The sequence below is a fragment of the Streptomyces sp. WAC03905 genome (assembly GCF_057371075.1).
Genome location: NZ_JBXYDZ010000003.1, coordinates 2,916,400 through 2,933,603, shown reverse-complemented (window position 1 = coordinate 2,933,603; position 17,204 = coordinate 2,916,400). Strand labels below are relative to the sequence as shown.

The 17,204-nt window shown below is 72.7% G+C and carries 19 protein-coding genes; 8 read left to right on the top strand and 11 right to left on the bottom strand.

Annotation, left to right across the window (positions count from 1 at the left end; all coding sequences use genetic code 11):
• Positions 1–16: 16 nt before the first annotated feature.
• Positions 17–523 (bottom strand): DUF1003 domain-containing protein, encoded by a 507-nt coding sequence (locus tag AC2RP6_RS15485; RefSeq protein ID WP_486450349.1) that lies wholly within the window; start codon positions 521–523, stop codon positions 17–19.
• A gap of 163 nt (positions 524–686) precedes the next feature.
• The gene (locus AC2RP6_RS15480) at positions 687–1,958 is read right to left on the bottom strand and encodes a magnesium transporter MgtE N-terminal domain-containing protein (protein ID WP_486446733.1); all 1,272 of its coding nucleotides are present in this window, start codon (positions 1,956–1,958) and stop codon (positions 687–689) included.
• Between the two features lie 188 nt (positions 1,959–2,146).
• Here AC2RP6_RS15480 and AC2RP6_RS15475 point away from each other — a divergent pair, with 188 nt between their 5' ends.
• Positions 2,147–2,938, top strand: coding sequence for a hypothetical protein (locus tag AC2RP6_RS15475; protein WP_486446732.1), 792 nt, complete (start codon positions 2,147–2,149; stop codon positions 2,936–2,938).
• Positions 2,939–2,966: 28 nt separating this feature from the next.
• Here AC2RP6_RS15475 and AC2RP6_RS15470 read toward each other — a convergent pair whose 3' ends face one another.
• Both AC2RP6_RS15470 and AC2RP6_RS15465 read right to left on the bottom strand, forming a co-directional pair.
• Positions 2,967–3,482 (bottom strand): hypothetical protein, encoded by a 516-nt coding sequence (locus AC2RP6_RS15470; RefSeq protein WP_486446731.1) that lies wholly within the window; start codon positions 3,480–3,482, stop codon positions 2,967–2,969.
• Between the two features lie 43 nt (positions 3,483–3,525).
• Positions 3,526–4,641 carry a magnesium and cobalt transport protein CorA gene (locus AC2RP6_RS15465; protein ID WP_486446730.1) on the bottom strand — a complete coding sequence of 372 codons (1,116 nt, stop codon included), beginning with the start codon at positions 4,639–4,641 and terminating at the stop codon, positions 3,526–3,528.
• A gap of 376 nt (positions 4,642–5,017) precedes the next feature.
• On the opposite strand from AC2RP6_RS15465, the gene AC2RP6_RS15460 reads away from it, so the two are divergent.
• The 4 genes from AC2RP6_RS15460 to AC2RP6_RS15445 all read left to right on the top strand — a co-directional run bounded on the left by AC2RP6_RS15460 (position 5,018) and on the right by AC2RP6_RS15445 (position 7,953).
• Positions 5,018–5,602 carry a suppressor of fused domain protein gene (locus tag AC2RP6_RS15460; RefSeq protein ID WP_486446729.1) on the top strand — a complete coding sequence of 195 codons (585 nt, stop codon included), beginning with the start codon at positions 5,018–5,020 and terminating at the stop codon, positions 5,600–5,602.
• Positions 5,603–5,662: 60 nt separating this feature from the next.
• Positions 5,663–6,307, top strand: coding sequence for a DUF6758 family protein (locus AC2RP6_RS15455; RefSeq protein ID WP_400928918.1), 645 nt, complete (start codon positions 5,663–5,665; stop codon positions 6,305–6,307).
• 102 nt (positions 6,308–6,409) lie between these two features.
• Positions 6,410–7,273, top strand: a complete 864-nt coding sequence (locus tag AC2RP6_RS15450; protein ID WP_486446728.1) for a PHP domain-containing protein — start codon at positions 6,410–6,412, stop codon at positions 7,271–7,273.
• A gap of 74 nt (positions 7,274–7,347) precedes the next feature.
• Positions 7,348–7,953, top strand: a complete 606-nt coding sequence (locus tag AC2RP6_RS15445; RefSeq protein ID WP_030830999.1) for a MarC family protein — start codon at positions 7,348–7,350, stop codon at positions 7,951–7,953.
• 84 nt (positions 7,954–8,037) lie between these two features.
• Here the strand turns inward: AC2RP6_RS15445 and AC2RP6_RS15440 are convergent, their stop codons facing one another.
• From AC2RP6_RS15440 to AC2RP6_RS15430, 3 genes are all read right to left on the bottom strand, one after another.
• The gene (locus AC2RP6_RS15440; protein WP_183067205.1) at positions 8,038–8,190 is read right to left on the bottom strand and encodes a hypothetical protein; all 153 of its coding nucleotides are present in this window, start codon (positions 8,188–8,190) and stop codon (positions 8,038–8,040) included.
• Between the two features lie 95 nt (positions 8,191–8,285).
• The gene (locus AC2RP6_RS15435) at positions 8,286–9,143 is read right to left on the bottom strand and encodes an alpha/beta fold hydrolase (RefSeq protein WP_486446727.1); all 858 of its coding nucleotides are present in this window, start codon (positions 9,141–9,143) and stop codon (positions 8,286–8,288) included.
• Positions 9,144–9,245: 102 nt separating this feature from the next.
• On the bottom strand, positions 9,246–11,252 hold the full coding sequence (locus tag AC2RP6_RS15430) for a DEAD/DEAH box helicase (RefSeq protein WP_486450348.1): 2,007 nt from the start codon (positions 11,250–11,252) through the stop codon (positions 9,246–9,248).
• A gap of 469 nt (positions 11,253–11,721) precedes the next feature.
• Between AC2RP6_RS15430 and AC2RP6_RS15425 the strand changes: the two genes are divergently transcribed.
• Positions 11,722–12,480 carry a ferritin-like fold-containing protein gene (locus AC2RP6_RS15425; protein WP_030029457.1) on the top strand — a complete coding sequence of 253 codons (759 nt, stop codon included), beginning with the start codon at positions 11,722–11,724 and terminating at the stop codon, positions 12,478–12,480.
• A gap of 99 nt (positions 12,481–12,579) precedes the next feature.
• On the opposite strand, the gene AC2RP6_RS15420 is transcribed toward AC2RP6_RS15425, so the two are convergent.
• The 4 genes from AC2RP6_RS15420 to AC2RP6_RS15405 form a co-directional block, all read right to left on the bottom strand.
• A complete protein-coding gene (locus AC2RP6_RS15420; protein ID WP_486446726.1) occupies positions 12,580–12,882 on the bottom strand; it encodes a hypothetical protein in 303 nt (100 codons plus the stop codon).
• A gap of 129 nt (positions 12,883–13,011) precedes the next feature.
• Positions 13,012–13,239, bottom strand: coding sequence for a DUF3107 domain-containing protein (locus tag AC2RP6_RS15415; RefSeq protein ID WP_030029459.1), 228 nt, complete (start codon positions 13,237–13,239; stop codon positions 13,012–13,014).
• 135 nt (positions 13,240–13,374) lie between these two features.
• A complete protein-coding gene (locus AC2RP6_RS15410; RefSeq protein ID WP_486446725.1) occupies positions 13,375–14,013 on the bottom strand; it encodes a TetR/AcrR family transcriptional regulator in 639 nt (212 codons plus the stop codon).
• 147 nt (positions 14,014–14,160) lie between these two features.
• Positions 14,161–14,376 (bottom strand): hypothetical protein, encoded by a 216-nt coding sequence (locus AC2RP6_RS15405; protein WP_486446724.1) that lies wholly within the window; start codon positions 14,374–14,376, stop codon positions 14,161–14,163.
• Between the two features lie 139 nt (positions 14,377–14,515).
• Here AC2RP6_RS15405 and AC2RP6_RS15400 point away from each other — a divergent pair, with 139 nt between their 5' ends.
• Positions 14,516–15,511, top strand: coding sequence for an alpha/beta fold hydrolase (locus tag AC2RP6_RS15400; protein ID WP_486446723.1), 996 nt, complete (start codon positions 14,516–14,518; stop codon positions 15,509–15,511).
• 5 nt (positions 15,512–15,516) lie between these two features.
• Complete coding sequence (locus tag AC2RP6_RS15395) at positions 15,517–17,076, top strand: DUF3152 domain-containing protein (RefSeq protein ID WP_486446722.1); 1,560 nt, start codon at positions 15,517–15,519, stop codon at positions 17,074–17,076.
• Positions 17,077–17,204 lie beyond the last annotated feature (128 nt).

Below are 17,204 nucleotides of genomic sequence, written 5' to 3'. Positions count from 1 at the left end.
GGCTCAGGAAAGCCCGTCAGCGGTCGCCTTCATCACGTTCCGCCGGGAATAGACGGCGCTCGTCCATCTCCTTGATCAGGTCCTGGAACTCCGACCTGATCCAGTCGCGCGTGGCGACCTCGCCCAGGCCCATCCGCAGGGCCGCGATCTCCCGCGTCAGGTACTCGGTGTCGGCGATGGAGCGCTCGTTCTGCTTGCGGTCCTGTTCGTGCGTGACCCGGTCGCGGTCGTCCTGCCGGTTCTGCGCGAGCAGGATCAGCGGGGCCGCGTAGGAGGCCTGCAGCGACAGCATCAGCGTCAGGAAGATGAACGGGTACTTGTCGAAGCGCAGGTCGTCCGGCGCGAAGACGTTCCACAGCACCCAGACGATGATGACCAGCGTCATCCAGACGATGAACCGGCCGGTGCCCAGGAAGCGCGCCACCCGCTCGGAGAGCCGCCCGAAGGCCTCCGGGTCGTACTCGGGCAGCAGGGAGCGGCGCGGCGCCCGCGGCAGGTCCAGCCGGACCCTCGGACGCGTCAGCGCGCTCGCCCCGGTCGCGGCGGACTTCCCCGCCCGTTCGGCGGAACGTTCCGCCGACTCCGCCGCCTGCCCGTGCTCGCGGCCCGAGTGCTGCCGCGCCTGCTCGCGCCGCTCCCGGATCTGCTCCCGGCGCCGCTCGCGTCCCTGCTCGCCGCGCCCCCGCTCACTGGCCACGCAGCGCCTCCTCGGAATGGAAGTCCGTCTCGCGCCAGTCGTCCGGCAGGAGGTGGTCCAGTACGTCGTCGACCGTCACCGCGCCCAGCAGCGACCCGCTCTCGTCGACCACCGGCACGGCGACCATGTTGTAGGCGGCCAGGTGCGTGGTCACCGCGGGCAGCGAGGCGTCGGGCCGCAGCGGCGGCAGGTCGGTGTCCACGATCGAGCTGACCAGGGTGAACGGCGGGTCGCGCAGCAGCCGCTGGAAGTGCACCGTGCCCAGGTACTTGCCCGTCGGCGTCTCGTCCGGCGGCCGGCACACGTACACCTGCGCCGCCAGCGCCGGCGACAGGTCCGCCTGCCGTACGCGGGCCAGCGCGTCGGCGACCGTCGCGTCCGGGCGCAGCACGATCGGCTCGGTCGTCATCAGACCGCCGGCGGTGTTCTCCTCGTACGACAGCAGGCGGCGCACGTCGGCGGCGTCGTCGGGCTGCATCAGCGTCAGCAGCCGCTCCTTGTCGTCCTCCGGCAGCTCCGACAGCAGGTCCGCGGCGTCGTCGGGGTCCATCGCCTCCAGGACGTCGGCGGCGCGCTCCTCCTTGAGCTTGCCGAGGATCTCCACCTGCTCGTCCTCGGGCAGCTCCTCCAGGACGTCCGCGAGCCGGTCGTCGTCGAGGGCGTTGGCCACCTCGGCCCGCCGCTTCGGCGTCAGGTGGTGCAGGACGTTCGCCACGTCGGCGGGGCGCATCTGTTCGAAGGTGGCCACGAGGTTCTCGGCGCCCTGGCCGTGCTCCTCCAGCGAGAAGCCCGTCACCGCCGACCACTCCACCGTCAGGGCCTCGCCGCGCCGGCGCAGCGCACCCGACTTGCCCTTCCGTACGAAGATCCGGTCGATCTCCCAGTCCCGGCGGGCCGGCAGCTGCTGGATGGCCACGTCCAGGACGGTGACCTCCTCGCCGCTGGCGACCAGCGTCACCCGCCGGTCCAGCAGTTCGCCCAGGACCAGCCGCTCGGTGGGGCGCTGCTCGAAGCGCCGCATGTTGATGACGCCGGTCGTGATGACCTGACCGGACTCGACGCCCGTGACCCGGGTCATCGGCAGGAAGATCCGCCGCCGGCTGACCACCTCGACCACCAGACCCAGCAGCCGCGGCGGGCGGCCGCCCACCCGGAGCATCGCCACGAGGTCGCGGACCCGGCCGACCTGGTCGCCGTTGGGATCGAAGACGGGCACACCCGACAGATGCGAGACGAAGATCCGCGGGGCGCCTGCAACCATCCGAGCGCCTCCTAGAGCCTGTGCCGACAGTCGTGCCGCCCCTCAGGCTAGCCCGTGCCCCGCGAAAGCGTCCTGGTGGGGAGGTCCGCCCGGGGCCCGGCGGACCACGGGGGAGCGGTCGCGGCCCGCGACGGGCGGGCGGGTACGCTGCCTGCTGGCCGCAGACGAACGACGAGAGGCACCTGCCCGTGACCGCCTACTTCCCCGCCGCGCGGCTGCGCCGGGCCGCCTTCATCGGGCTGCTGTGCGCGGGTCTCGCCGTGACCGGTACGGGGTGCGGGGACGACCCGGACGAGGGCACGAACGGCGTCGGCAAGCTCTCCGCCGACAAGATCGAGGCGAAGGCGAAGGCGGCCGCGACCGAGGCCGACTCGGTGCACCTGTCGGGCACGCTGGTCAGCGGCGGCAAGTCCTTCACCGTCGACATGCGGCTGAAGTCGGACGGCGGCTCCGGCGAGGTGAAGTCCAAGGAGGACACCTTCCAGCTGCTGCGGGTGGGGGAGCAGCTCTACCTGAAGGCCAGCGCGGCGTTCTGGGGCCAGTCCGACTCGGCCGGCAAGCTCGGCGACAAGTACGTGAAGGTGCCCGAGGCAGACCCCTCCTACAAGCAGTTCCGCGGCTTCACCGACATGGACGTCCTGCTGGACGGGCTGCTGGGCCTGGAGGGCAAGCTCGCCAAGGGCTCCTACACCAAGGTCGGGCACACCCGCGCCGTCCAGGTCACGGCGGACGAGGGCAAGGGCGGCAAGCTCTCGGTGTCGCTGGAGGGGATCCCCTACCCGCTGCTCATGGAGCGCGCCGGCGGCGCCGGCCGGGTGGAACTCGCCGAGTGGGGCAAACCGTTCCCGCTCGACCCGCCCGGGCAGGACCAGACCGTCGACTACGGCAGCCAACTGCCGACGACCAAGGGGGAGGGCGGCGAGGCCGCCCCGGCGCCCTCCAAGGGCTCGGGCCAGGGCGCGAACCCCACCGCCCCGTAGGAGGCGGTGCGGGATCCAGGGCGCGCCCTCAGCCGCGGGCGGCCCTCCTGCGCTTCAGCAGGAGCTTCGGCAGGGCCGCGGGGACCGGCCTGCGGGTCGTCGCCGGGGAGCCCGCGGGACGCGCCGCCAAGGAGCCGTCCGGCAGTTCCGGGCGCACCGACTCCGGCTCCAGCCGCAGCAGCCGGCACTCCCGCGCCCACCGCTCGGTCATGTCCTCCGAGTCCGGCGCGTTCAGCCGCTTGCCCTTCAGCTCGGCCACCGCCGCCTGCCATTCCTCGCCGCGGGGCGCGAGTTCCCGTACGGTCGCCGTCCAGGCCACCAGTCGGCCGCCCTTGTCCTTGCTCCGCACGGTCACCTCGGCGCCCGCGCCGTCGACCAGCCCGGGGAACGGCTGCTCGCCGGGCCCGTCGCCCAGGACGTGGGCCGCACCGTCCACCCAGGCGTGCCACAGTGCGCGGTCCGCCCCGGCGCCGCGGACCCAGATGAGGCCGGACTTCTTGGTGGCCTCCTCGACGAGGGCCAGGTCGAGCGCGCTGAGAGTCATGCGCACAGGGTAGGGGGTCGCCGCGCGGCCCCCTCCGCGGGTCCTACAACCAGCCGTGGCGGCGCAGCGCCCGGTGGATGGTGAAACAGGCGCCGAAGATCGTCGCCATGACCATCGGATAGCCGTACTCCCAGCGGAGCTCGGGCATGTGGTCGAAGTTCATCCCGTACACCCCGCAGATCATCGTCGGCACGGCGATGATGGCCGCCCACGAGGTGATCTTGCGCATGTCCTCGTTCTGGGCGACCGTCGCCTGCGCGAGGTTGGCCTGGAGGATGGAGTTCAGGAGCTCGTCGAAGCCCACCACCTGCTCGTGGACCCGCGCGAGGTGGTCGGCCACGTCCCGGAAGTACTTCTGGATGTCCGGGTCCACCAGGCGCATCGGGCGCTCGCTCAGCAGCTCCATCGGCCGCAGCAGTGGTGACACCGCCCGCTTGAACTCCAGTACCTCGCGCTTGAGCTGGTAGATCCGGCCCGCGTCGCCGCCGCGTGCGCTGCCCTTGGCGGGGGCCGCGAACACCTCGCTCTCCACCTCGTCGATGTCGTCCTGCATCGCCGCCGCGACCGCGATGTAGCCGTCGACGACGTGGTCGGCGATGGAGTGCAGGACCGAGGAGGGCCCCTTGGACAGCAGCTCGGGGTCGTCCTGGAGGCGGTGGCGCAGCCCCTTGAGGGAGCCCTGGCCGCCGTGCCGGACGGTGATGACGAAGTCGGGGCCGGTGAAGCACATGACCTCGCCCGTCTCCACCACCTCGCTGGTCGCGGTCAGTTCGGCGTGCTCCACGTAGTGGATCGTCTTGAAGACGGTGAAGAGCGTGTCGTCGTAGCGCTCCAGCTTCGGCCGCTGGTGCGCGTGCACCGCGTCCTCCACGGCCAGCGGGTGCAGACCGAAGGTGGCGGCGATCCCCGCGAACTCCGCCTCCGTCGGCTCGTGCAGGCCGATCCACACGAAGCCGCCGTCCTCGCGGACCCGGCGGATCGCCTCACGGGGCGTCAGGCACACCGGGCCCAGCACCCGGCGGCCGTCGCGGTACACGGCGCAGTCGACCACCGCGCTGCTCGCCGACGGGTCGCGCGTGGCGTCGTAGCCGGGCTGTACGGGGGTGGACTTGCGCAGCGACGGACGTACGGCCGCACGCAGGTAGGGCAGCATCGACATGGCAGGCTCCTTCGCGCGCACGGCTGCGGACCGTACGGGTGGGAGACCCTCCGACACGCGGGGCGGGCAGGCCCGGGCGGGCGGGAGGGAACAGGACGGGAGGACAACGTTCTGCCGTCGCTCTTCTACTGGTCAGAAGATCACAGAGGGCGGGAAGCGCCCGCCGGAGAAGCGGAAGAGCGATTGGTACTGCACGATCGACTTCGGTCCACCGCAGCCCCACCTCCTCCGGCCGGTCCCCCGTGGGGGACGTCCTGTCTCCGGGGCCTTGAAACAACGCTTCTGCGTGCGGCCCCGAACAGCTGTCAACACTATCAGCCGACGGATGGTCAAGACCCGCCCTTTACCCGGCTGATACGAGTTCTATGCTCGCTGCATGGCAGAAATTCTGGCCCTCGTCGAGTCCCGGCTGCGCAGCGCGTTCGGTGAGCCCGACGCCCGCGCCGCCGTCACCTTCCTGGGCACCGACCGCATCGAGGTACTCCGTTTCGCCGAGGACGACCTCGTCCGGTACGCGACCCTCGGCATGTCCGCGCACCCGATGACCGATCCGACCGCCGTGGTCGCCGACCCCGTGCGCGGCCCGCGCGCCGAACTCGTGCTGACCGTACGGGCGGGGCTGGCGGACACTGACAAACTGCTCAGGCCGCTCGCCGTGCTGGCCGCCTCCCCGCAGGTCGAGGGGCTGGTCGTGGCGCCGGGTGCCTCGCTCGACGTGGGCGAGCCGCTGTGGGAGGGGGCGCCGTTCAGCTCCGTCCTCGTGGCGGAGCCGGGCGGTCTGGTCGAGGACCTCGACCTCGACGAGCCCATGGAGCCGGTGCGCTTCCTGCCGCTGCTGCCGATGACGGCCAACGAGGCGGCCTGGAAACGGGTCCACGGCGCGGCCGCCCTCCAGGAGCGCTGGCTCGCGCGCGGAACCGACCTGCGGGATCCTCTGCGTAGCGCTGTCGCACTGGACTGACAGCCCGGACGGGTGACCATGCCTTGACTGGCGGCCGGGCGGGGAGGAGCGTGGCTACCTATGAGGGGTGAACCAACTTGCCCGAAGTGCGGTGGCCGGGTCAGGGCTCCCGGACTCTTCTCCGACTCCTGGCAGTGCGCGGTGCACGGCGCCGTCCACCCCCTGCAACCCGTCATCCCGCCGAGCGTCGAGGGCCTGGGCGTGGTCGTCCACCGGGCGCGCGTACCGGTGTGGATGCCGTGGCCGCTGCCGCTCGGATGGCTGTTCACCGGAGTGGCGTCCGCCGGTGACGACCGCAGCGGGGGCCGGGCGACGGTGGTCGCCTGCTCGGGGCCCGGACCGGTGGGCGGCATGGGGGAGCTGCTGCTGATCGCGGAGGAGCTGGGCGTCGGCCTGGGGGCGCGGTACGCGGGCATCGACGGCCTCGACCCGGGCCGGTCCATCAACATGGCCGGACCGCCCCACACCAAGGTGGTCGCGGCGGGCCGGCCGACACCGCTCTGGCACGTGGGCGGGGGCCCGGACGACCGGGCCGTCTTCGCCGGCGAGGCGCGCGGCCTGTGGCTGTGGGCCATCGTCTGGCCCCAGCAGTCGGGTCTCCTGCTGTACGACGAGCTGGTCCTGACCGACCTGCGCGAGGGCGGCGCCGAGGTCGAGCTCCTGCCGTGCGGGGCGCTGAGCCCGCGCATCCTCGGTCCGGCGTAGATCTCCGAGGGGCGCCCCGCGGAGATCCATCCGGCGAAAGCGGACCTTCCGCCCGGTTATCCTGGGGTGTCCCCCCGTACGTACGACCCCTGGAGCCCTGCTGTGCGCATCGACCTGCACGCGCACTCCACGGCGTCCGACGGTACGGACACCCCCGCCGAGCTGGTGCGCCATGCCGCCGGCGCCGGGCTGGACGTGGTCGCGCTGACCGACCACGACACCGTGGGCGGGTACGGCGAGGCCCTCGCGGCGCTCCCCGCCGGACTGACGCTGGTGACCGGCGCCGAGCTGTCCTGCCGCCTCGACGGGATCGGCGTGCACATGCTCGCCTACCTCTTCGACCCCGAGGAGCCCGAGCTCGCCCGCGAGCGGGAACTCGTCCGGGACGACCGGGTCCCGCGGGCCCGGACCATGGTCGGCAAGCTCCGGGACCTCGGTGTGGACGTCACCTGGGAGCAGGTGGCGCGGATCGCCGGGGACGGCTCGGTCGGCCGGCCGCACATCGCCACCGCCCTGGTCGAGCTGGGCGTCGTGCCCACCGTCTCGGACGCCTTCACGCCGGACTGGCTCGCCGACGGCGGCCGCGCGTACGCCGAGAAGCACGAACTCGACCCCTTCGACGCCGTACGCCTGGTCAAGGCGGCCGGCGGCGTGACCGTCCTCGCGCACCCCGCCGCCGTCAAGCGCGGCCGGTGCGTGCCGGAGTCCGCGATAGCCGCGCTGGCGGCCGCCGGCCTGGACGGCATCGAGGTGGACCACATGGACCACGACGCCGACACCCGGGCGCGGCTGCGCGGCCTGGCGGCGGACCTCGGGCTGCTGACGACCGGCTCCAGCGACTACCACGGCAGCCGCAAGACCTGCCGCCTCGGCGAATACACGACCGACCCCGAGATCTACGGCGAGATCACGCGCCGCGCGACCGGGGCGTTCCCCGTGCCGGGCGCCGGCGGACGCGAGCGCTGACGGCCGCGCCGCGGCCCGCTCCACCCGTCCCCACTTCTTCTTCGCGACACCCCTCTCTCCTGCAAGGCATCTCTGTGTTCGACTTCGCCGTCTTCGGATCCCTCTTTCTCACCCTTTTTGTGATTATGGACCCCCCGGGGATCACGCCGATCTTCCTCGCGCTGACCTCCGGGCGTCCCGTCAAGGTGCAGCGCCGCATGGCCTGGCAGGCCGTCTGCGTGGCCTTCGGCGTCATCGCGGTCTTCGGCATCTGCGGTCAGCAGATCCTGGACTACCTGCACGTCTCCGTCCCGGCGCTGATGATCGCCGGTGGTCTGCTGCTCCTGCTCATCGCCCTCGACCTGCTCACGGGCAAGACCGACGAGCCCAAGCAGACCAAGGACGTGAACGTCGCCCTGGTCCCGCTCGGCATGCCGCTGCTGGCCGGGCCCGGAGCGATCGTCTCCGTCATCCTGGCCGTGCAGAAGGCGGACGGAGCCGCCGGCCAGGTCTCCGTGTGGGCCGCGATCATCGCCATGCACGTCGTGCTGTGGATCACCATGCGCTACTCGCTGGTGATCATCCGGGTCATCAAGGACGGCGGTGTCGTCCTCGTGACCCGGCTCGCCGGCATGATGCTGTCGGCGATCGCCGTCCAGCAGATCATTAACGGCGTGCTCCAGGTGGTCCAGGGGGCCTGACCGCTCCCGCGTAACCTCCGCGCGCCCATGCGAACGCCCCCGCACCGATCCCGGTGCGGGGGCGTGAACGTTTCGCGCGGAGCGTCAGGAGGACGCACTCTCGGCCGGTCGGATCAGGATGCGCTGGCCGATCGACGCGGCCTGCTGCACGATCCGGTTGACGGAGGCCGCGTCCACGACGGTGCTGTCCACGGCGGTCCCGTCGACGTCGTCCAGGCGCAGAATCTCGAAGCGCACGGGCTTCTCCCTTCGTCAGTGTTCTCCTTGCACTGGGTCAACGAAGTGTAAGCCGCAATCATTCCCTACGCTAAGGAAATTTTTTCACTGGCTAACTACACGGGGCCCGTGGAGTCCCAGAACGAGACCAGCGCGGCCGCCGTGGCCGCCGGGTCCTCGGCGTTCGGGGAGTGCTCGGTGCCCGGCACGACCACGCGTCGCGCGCCCAGCCGCCCGGCCATCGCGTCCATCAGCGGGACCGGCCAGGCGTAGTCGACGGCCCCCGACAGCACCAGCTTCGCCAGGGCGACCCGGCTCAGCTCCGCCACCCGGTCGGGCTCGCAGATCAGCGCCCGGCCCGTGACGATCAGCTGCTCGGGAACGGTGGCCAGCCACCGCTCGCGCAGGAAGCGCGTCAGCTCGGGGGAGTCCTGCGCCGCGTCCTGCGGGTCGTGGGCCCGCATCGCCTCCCAGATGCCCGGCATGTCGTCGCCCATCGCCTCCAGCGCCGCCACCAGCAGCTTCGTACGCGCCTGCTGCTCCTCCGCGATCGCCGCCGGACCGCTGCTCAGCAGGGTGAGCGAAGCGAAGGGCGACGCGTCGCGCAGCACTGCGGCCCGTGAGATCAGCCCGCCGAGCGAATGGCCGACCAGGTGCACCGGGCCCGCGGCCAGGGCGCGGACCTGCGCCAGGACGTCGCGCGCCAGCTCCTCCAGGCCGTACGCCGATTCCTCGCGCGGGCCGGGCGTCTCGTACTGGCCGCGTCCGTCGACGGCGACCACCCGGTAGCCGGCCGCGGCCAGCGGCTCCAGCAGGGCGATGAAGTCCTCCTTGCTGCCCGTGAAGCCGGGGACGAGCAGAGCGGTACCGCGGACCGGCTCACCGGCCTCGTGCGCGGCGAACGCACCGCGGTCGGTGGAGAGGCGGTACGCACGGGCGACGGACGGCAGCGTAAGGCGCGGGGGCTTGCTCATGGCCCGAGGTTACCGGCCCGTAGCCATCGGCGCGGCCCGGGTACGCCGACGGCCCCGGCCCCCTCGCAAGGGGGCCGGGGCCGTCGGTGCGGTGCTGCGGTACTACGCCTCCGGCGCGGCCGCGGCCTTGCGGGTGCGGGTGCGCTTCGGCTTCACCGGAGCGTCCTCTGCCGCGGCGACGGCCTCCACGACCGGTGCGGCCGCGGCCTTGCGCGTACGGGTCCGCTTCGGCTTGACCGGAGCCTCCTCCGCCACCGCGACGGTCTCGGCGGCCACCGGGGCGGCCTCCGCGGCCTTGCGGGTGCGGGTGCGCTTCGGCTTGACCGGGGCCTCCTCGGCCACGGCCACGGCGGCCTCGGCGGCCGGGGTCGCCGCGGCGGGCGTCCTGCGGGGGCGCCGCGCCCGGACGGGCTCGACCGGCGGGGCCATCTGGAAGTCCGGCTCCGGGGCGCTCTCGACGACCCGGCGCGGGCGGCGCGCCCGGACGGGAGCCGGCTCGACGAGCGGTGCCATCTGGAAGTCCGGCTCGGGGAAGCTCTGCACGGCCTTGCGGACGCGGGCACGCCGCGGCTTGGCCGGGGCCTCCTCGGCGACCGGGGTCACCGCGGCCGCGGCAGCCTCGACCGCGGGAGCCGTGGTCACGGCGGCCTCGGCCGCGGGAGCCTCGGCCACCGCCGGGGCGGACTGCACCGGCACCGCACCCACACGGGTCCGGCGGCGGCGCGGCCTGCGCGGCTCGTCGCCCGCGGCCGGCGCCTCGGGGGCCTCGGCCACCGGGGTCACGGCCGCCTGCTCGGCGCCGAGCTCGGACCCGCCCCGCGTACGGCGGCGCTGCCGCGGCGTACGGGTACGGGCCGGGCGCTCCTCGGTCACGGTGGCGGCCTGCGCGGAACGGCCGCCACGGCCACCGCGGCCGCCGGTCTCGCCCAGGTCCTCCAGCTCCTCGGCCTTCAGGCCGGCCCGCGTGCGCTCGGCGCGCGGCAGGATGCCCTTGGTGCCGGCCGGGATGTTCAGCTGCTCGAACAGGTGCGGCGACGTGGAGTACGTCTCGACCGGCTCGTGGAAGTCCAGCTCCAGCGCCTTGTTGATCAGCTGCCAGCGCGGGATGTCGTCCCAGTCGACCAGGGTGACGGCGGTGCCCTTGTTGCCCGCGCGGCCGGTACGGCCCACACGGTGCAGGAAGGTCTTCTCGTCCTCGGGTGTCTGGTAGTTGATGACGTGCGTCACACCCTCGACGTCGATGCCGCGCGCGGCGACGTCGGTGCACACCAGCACGTCGACCTTGCCGTTGCGGAACGCGCGCAGGGCCTGCTCGCGCGCGCCCTGGCCCAGGTCGCCGTGGACGGCGCCGGACGCGAAGCCGCGCCGCTCCAGCTGCTCGGCGATGTCGGCCGCCGTGCGCTTGGTACGGCAGAAGATCATGGCCAGGCCGCGGCCCTCGGCCTGCAGGATGCGGGAGACGAGCTCCGGCTTGTCCATGTTGTGCGCACGGAAGACGTGCTGCGTGATGTTGGCGACGGTCGCGCCCTCGCCGTCCTCGGAGACGGCGCGGATGTGCGTCGGCTGCGTCATGTACCGGCGGGCCAGGCCGATGACCGCGCCCGGCATGGTTGCCGAGAACAGCATCGTCTGACGCCTGGCGGGCAGGTAGGCCATGATCTTCTCGACGTCGGGCAGGAAGCCCAGGTCGAGCATCTCGTCGGCCTCGTCCAGGACGAGCGCGCGGACGCGCGACAGGTCGAGCTTGCGCTGTCCGGCCAGGTCGAGCAGCCGGCCGGGGGTGCCGACGATCACGTCGACGCCCTTGTTGAGGGCCTCGACCTGGGGCTCGTAGGCGCGGCCGCCGTATATGGCCAGGACGCGGACGTTGCGGACCTTGCCGGCGGTGAGCAGGTCGTTGGTGACCTGGGTGCACAGCTCGCGGGTCGGAACCACCACGAGGGCCTGCGGGGCGTCGGTCAGCTGGTCGGGCGTCGCCCGGCCGGCCTCGACGTCCGCGGGGACGACGACCCGCTCCAGCAGGGGAAGGCCGAAACCGAGCGTCTTGCCGGTACCGGTCTTGGCCTGGCCGATGACGTCCGTGCCGGAAAGGGCGACGGGGAGGGTCATCTCCTGGATCGGGAAGGGGGACACGATGCCGACGGCCTCAAGGGCCTCGGCCGTCTCGGGAAAGATCCCGAGGTCTCGGAACGTAGTCAGGGTGCTGCCTCTTCTGTGAGACGCGGCGCGAGGCGGCGAGGGGGGTCCTACCGTGCTGGCTTGCAGTACTGCCACGTACGAAGCTGCGCGGGACCACTGGCCTTCGCTCAAGCGCTCTGCCGCTGAGGGGGCCCCTCGTGGGAGGCGGTACGCATGGACGTACGCACCACACCGAGGGCGGTCGGTTGGAGCCGATCGGGCCACCGACCGGGCATCCTCATTCGGATGGCCCGCCGAGTATTCGGCAGGCGCATTACCACTGTACCCCGGAATCGCGCAGCTGTGTCGGGCGAATTCACCGGGCAGGTGGGTTTAGGCGGATCGGCTATGAGCAGACGTGGTGACTTGGGGCGCCATTCGGCGGGCTATTGTGCGGAGCATGCCGACCGTAGAAAACGCCTCGCCCGCCGACGACAGCACCCCCGCCGAAGCCACGGGGATCGCCTCGCAGGACTGGGCGACCGCATCTGCCTCGCCGCAGTACCGGGCCGCCGTCGTGGACCTGCTCGGCGCGCTCGCGTACGGGGAGCTCGCGGCCTTCGAGCGCCTCGCGGAGGACGCGAAGCTCGCGCCCACCCTGGACGACAAGGCCGAGCTCGCCGCGATGGCCTCCGCCGAATTCCACCACTTCGAGCAGCTCCGGGACCGCCTCGCGAAGATCGAGGTCGAGCCCACCGCCGCGATGCAGCCCTTCGCCCAGGGCGTCGACGACTTCCACCGCCAGACCGCCCCGTCGGACTGGCTGGAGGGCCTGGTCAAGGCGTACGTCGGTGACTCCATCGCCAGCGACTTCTACCGTGAGGTCGCCTCCCACCTGGACACCGACACCCGCGCCCTCGTGCTCGGCGTGCTCGACGACACCGGCCACGGCAACTTCGCCGTGGAGAAGGTGCGCGCCGCGATCGAGGCCGACCCGCGCTGCGGCGGCCGGCTCGCGCTCTGGGCCCGCCGCCTGATGGGCGAGGCCCTCTCGCAGGCCCAGCGCGTGGTCGCCGAGCGGGACGCGCTCTCCACCATGCTGGTCGGCGGCGTCGACGGGATGGCGGCGGGCTTCGACCTCGCGGCCGTCGGCGAGATGTTCACCCGGATCACCAAGGCCCACACCAAGCGGATGGCGGCCCTCGGCCTCGCCGCCTGAGCTGACGGCCCCTCACGTCGCCGGCCCCGGCGCGCCGTGTGCGCGCCGGGGCCGGCGTACGTGCTCCGGGGAGCGGGCCGCACGGCCCGCCCTCAGGGGTCACCCCCGCGACGGGAGCGAAAACGGAGTCCTGTGGGGACGCCTGCGGGGCCCGCGGGCCGGACGGAGCAGCAGGGAGAGCACCACGGCCGACACCAGCACCGCGCCGAGGAAGGTCGCCATCAGGGTGTAGTGCCCCGGTCCCAGCGCGAAGTGGGTCAGATAGGCGCCGAACAGAGCCCCCAGCACCCCGCTGACCAGCACCGTCCTCCGGGAAGGGAGTCGGGGCTCGAGCACTCGGACGGCTGCGGCGGACAAGGCGAGGCCCAACAGCGCGGAGCCGAGCACTTCCATCACCACCATGAGGTCTCTCCCATACGTCAGGGCAAACCGGGTCACTGCGGTCCTACCCGAAGCGGAAGAAACGGAAACGACCCGGCGGAATCAACCACCGGGCCGTTTCGGACAGTTCTCAGTGCTTCACGGAGACGCTCAGAGCGCCCCGAAACCGACCTTGCGCGCGGTCGGCTCACCCAGGTCGACGTACGACAGGCGGTCGGACGGCACCAGGACCTTGCGGCCCTTGCTGTCGGTGAGGCTCAGCAGCGGCTCGTTGCCGGACAGCGCGGCGCTGACGATGCTCTCCAGCTCCTCGGCGCTCAGGTCGCTCTCCAGCACGATCTCCCGGGGTGCGTGCTGCACGCCGATCTTGACCTCCACGGCTTTGTCCCTCCGACGATCCGGTTCGCGCGATCAGCCGCGCCGTACGCGGTCCACATTAGCCCGGAGAGGGGACGGGGACCGCGCAGAGCGGACACGCTGGCAGCGAACACCGCGAGGACCGTGCGGCCGGCGTCAGCCTTCGGTGCCGTGCAGCGGGAAGCCGGCGATGCCGCGCCAGGCGAGCGAGGTCAGCAGGCCGACCGCCGTCTCGCGGGCGACCGGGCTCTCGCTGGACAGCCAGTAGCGGGCCACCACCTGGGAGACCCCGCCCAGGCCCACGGCCAGCAGCATCGACTCGTCCTTGGACAGGCCGGTGTCCTCGGCGATGACGTCGGAGATGGCCTCCGCGCACTGGAGCGAGACGCGGTCGACGCGCTCGCGCACCGCGGGCTCGTTCGTCAGGTCGGACTCGAAGACCAGCCGGAAGGCGCCGCCCTCGTCCTCCACGTACGCGAAGTAGGCGTCCATCGTGGCGGCCACGCGCAGCTTGTTGTCCGTCGTCGACGCCAGCGCGGTGCGCACGGCCAGCAGCAGTGCCTCGCAGTGCTGGTCCAGCAGGGCCAGGTACAGGTCGAGCTTGCCGGGGAAGTGCTGGTAGAGCACCGGCTTGCTCACGCCGGCACGCTCGGCGATGTCGTCCATCGCGGCCGCGTGGTAGCCCTGGGCGACGAAAACCTCCTGGGCCGCGCCCAGGAGCTGGTTGCGCCGGGCCCGGCGCGGCAGTCGCGTGCCCCGCGGACGCGCTGCCTCGGTCTGCTCGATGGCTGTCACGCCGCCTCCCACTTTCTCTCAGAACACAGGCGCTCTGCGCCGCGCCGCCATCGTACTTTTCGGTAACCGAATCTGGGGGGTCCAAGCCGAGTTTTCTCGCGGTACGGACGGCCCGGAGGCGCTGGTCAGCGGTCGGTCGGCACCCGGTCAGCGATAGTCGTCCTCGTCCAGCTGCACCACCCGTGCCTGCTCGGCGGCGTCCCCGTCCGCGGCCTGGCCGGCCCGGCCGCCGCTGTCGGGGTCGTCGTCGTCCGGCCGCAGATCGGCCTGCTGTTCCGCCACGTCCGCCTCGGGGGCCTCAGGATCGAGGGATTCCGGAAACCGCTCCCGGAAGGTGTCCGGCTCCGCAGGGTCGACAGTCATCGCCGCTCCCCTCGCTTCCTTGTGTCTTTCAAGCCTAGGAGGATCGCGGGGGCACCGCTATGCGGATACCAGGATCCGCGATGTGTCTGTGACCGCGAACACAACAAGTGGAGTGTGATCCTCTCGTAACATTGCCCGCATGTCTTCGACCGAGCTGCCGGGCGTGCGGTCCACCCCCGAACTGTCCTCCCCCGCGGGAGCGGTTCGGGTGGCCGACGGAGAGCAGCTGCGCACCGCGGTGCTGCCCGGACTGGATCTCGCCGTCCGGGCGCGGCCGCCGCAGCGCGCCGACCTGCCGCCCGCCCTGTTCGTGCACGGGCTGGGCGGTTCCTCGCAGAACTGGTCGGCGCTCATGGCGCAGCTGGCGGACACCGTCGACGGCGAGGCCGTGGACCTGCCGGGCTTCGGCTGGTCCCCGCCACCCGCCGACCGCAACTACTCGGTCACCGCGTTCGCCCGGGCCGTCATCCGCCACCTGGACGCCGCCGGCCGCGGACCGGTCCACCTCTTCGGCAACTCCCTCGGCGGAGCCGTCTCCACCCGGGTCGCGGCCGTCCGGCCCGACCTCGTGCGCACCCTGACGCTCGTCTCGCCGGCCCTTCCCGAGCTGCGCGTGCAGCGGTCGGCCGTGCCGACCGCGCTCCTGGCGCTGCCCGGGGTGGCCGCGCTCTTCAGCCGGATGACCCAGGGGCTCACGGCCGAGCAGCGCACCCGGGGGGTGACGGAGCTGTGTTACGGCGACCCCTCCCGGGTGACCCCCGAGGGGTTCCGCAACGCGGTGGAGGAGATGGAGCGCCGGATGGCCCTCCCGTACTTCTGGGACGCGATGACGCGCACGTCACGCGGCATCGTCGACGCCTACACCCTCGGCGGCCAGCACGGACTGTGGCGCCAGGCGCAGCGGGTGCTCGCCCCGACCCTGCTGGTCTACGGTGGCCGGGACCAGCTGGTCTCGTACCGTATGGCGCACAAGGCGGCCGCCTCCTTCCGGGGTTCGCGGCTGCTGTGCCTGCCCGAGGCCGGGCACGTGGCGATGATGGAGTACCCCGAGGTGGTGGCCGCCGCCTTCACGGAGCTGCTGCGCGACACCGTCGCGGGGGCTGCGGACCGGGACACCGAAGACGGCAGGGGCTGAGGGGCGTGGGACGGCACAGTCGAAAATCCGGGGCGCCCGCCCCGGAGTCCGCTCCGGCGCAGGCGCCCGCCGCAGCGCGCCCGCAGGCGCAGCCGGACCCCGTCGGGTACGGGGACCGGTACGGCTACGACGCCTTCGGGAACGCCGCCTCCGGACACGACGCCTTCGGCAACGAGGGCTTCGGACACGACGCCTTCGGTGGCCACGACGGCTTCGGGAACGACGCCTTCGGCAACGACGGCCTCGGCAACGACGGCTTCGGTAACGACGGCCTCGGGAACGACGACCCCTTCGCCGGGTGGCCCGAGTCGACCGTCACCCATCAGGGGTACGTCCCGCAGGACCCGCCCGCCCCCGGCACCCGCGGTGGGGGCCACCCCCAGCAGCACGAGCCCGGCGGCGCCTGGGGCGCCCGGCCCGACTCCGACTCGGGCTCCGTGTACGGGGACTGGCGCGGGGTGCCGCGCCCGCGCACCGAGGCCCCCGCTGCCGAGGTGGCCGCGCGCGCCGCCCGCCTGGACTCCGGTACCCCCGGCCGCGGTACACCGGCCGCGGGCTTCCCGCAGGTCACGCCCGACGGAGCCGCGGCCGACCCCTTCACCTCCACCGGTTCGCACCGCCGGGTACCCGGCCCGCGGGTACCGGCCGACGCCGTCGTCCGGCCGGCCGGTTCCGAGCCCGGGTCCGACGCGGAGTCCGACGCCGAGTCCGGCTCCGGTCGTGGCCGCAAGGTGCGGACGTACACCGGCCTCGCCGCGGTGGCCGTCACCACCGTCCTCGCGGTGGTCGTCGGCGGCCAGGCCTACCTCGACGGGGACTCCGACGAGGCGCGGGCCGGTGCGCCCGCCGCCACGGACAAGGAACGCAGCGACACCGCCGCCTCCCGCTCCGACGGCCGCCCCACCCCGAACGGCGGCGTGGCCGCCCCCGTGGCGCCCTCCGCCGCGGCGCCCGCGCCCGAGCTGACGTACGAGCAGCAGATGGCCGCCCAGCTGCCCCTCGACCCGAAGCTCACCGGGCCCGGGACCTTCGACACCGTGCCCGGCGTGGCCAAGGCCCCCGGCAAGGGCAAGGTCGTGCGCTACCGGGTCGACGTCGAGCAGGGCCTGGGCCTGGACCCGCAGCTGTTCGCCGAGGCCGTCCACCGCACCCTCAACGACGACCGCAGTTGGGGCCACGGCGGCACGAAGAGCTTCGAACGCGTGCCTGGCAAGGAGGCCGACTTCGTGATCACCCTCGCCAGCCCCGGCACCACCGGCGTCTGGTGCGCCAAGTCCGACCTCGACACCGTCGTCGGCAACGTGTCCTGCGACTCGGCGAGGACCGAGCGGGTGATGATCAACGCCTTCCGGTGGGCCCAGGGCTCGGAGACCTACGGCCCGGACCAGATGCTCATCTACCGGCAGATGCTCATCAACCACGAGGTGGGCCACCGGCTCGGGCACGACCACGTGAACTGCCGCACCCCCGGGGCGCTCGCCCCGGTCATGCAGCAGCAGACCAAGTCCCTGAACATCGACGGAATCCAGTGCAGGCCCAACCCGTGGGTGTTCCCCGAGAACTGACACCGCGTCCGCACTCCGGCGTCGCCGCGCTGCCAAAGGCCGGCCCGGTCCGGGCCAACGGGTCGGCACCGCACGGGCATTGGGGCCTTCGGCGTCCGTACTTCTAGCGTGCTCGAACGCGAACCGTA

Coding starts and splice junctions, on each gene's coding strand:
- AC2RP6_RS15480 (WP_486446733.1), bottom strand. CDS start 1,958: ATGGTTGCAGGCGCCCCGCGGATCTTCGTCTCGCATCTGTCGGGTGTG.
- AC2RP6_RS15470 (WP_486446731.1), bottom strand. CDS start 3,482: ATGACTCTCAGCGCGCTCGACCTGGCCCTCGTCGAGGAGGCCACCAAG.
- AC2RP6_RS15465 (WP_486446730.1), bottom strand. CDS start 4,641: ATGTCGATGCTGCCCTACCTGCGTGCGGCCGTACGTCCGTCGCTGCGC.
- AC2RP6_RS15460 (WP_486446729.1), top strand. CDS start 5,018: ATGGCAGAAATTCTGGCCCTCGTCGAGTCCCGGCTGCGCAGCGCGTTC.
- AC2RP6_RS15455 (WP_400928918.1), top strand. CDS start 5,663: ATGAGGGGTGAACCAACTTGCCCGAAGTGCGGTGGCCGGGTCAGGGCT.
- AC2RP6_RS15435 (WP_486446727.1), bottom strand. CDS start 9,143: ATGAGCAAGCCCCCGCGCCTTACGCTGCCGTCCGTCGCCCGTGCGTAC.
- AC2RP6_RS15430 (WP_486450348.1), bottom strand. CDS start 11,252: ATGACCCTCCCCGTCGCCCTTTCCGGCACGGACGTCATCGGCCAGGCC.
- AC2RP6_RS15425 (WP_030029457.1), top strand. CDS start 11,722: ATGCCGACCGTAGAAAACGCCTCGCCCGCCGACGACAGCACCCCCGCC.
- AC2RP6_RS15420 (WP_486446726.1), bottom strand. CDS start 12,882: ATGGTGGTGATGGAAGTGCTCGGCTCCGCGCTGTTGGGCCTCGCCTTG.
- AC2RP6_RS15405 (WP_486446724.1), bottom strand. CDS start 14,376: ATGACTGTCGACCCTGCGGAGCCGGACACCTTCCGGGAGCGGTTTCCG.
- AC2RP6_RS15400 (WP_486446723.1), top strand. CDS start 14,516: ATGTCTTCGACCGAGCTGCCGGGCGTGCGGTCCACCCCCGAACTGTCC.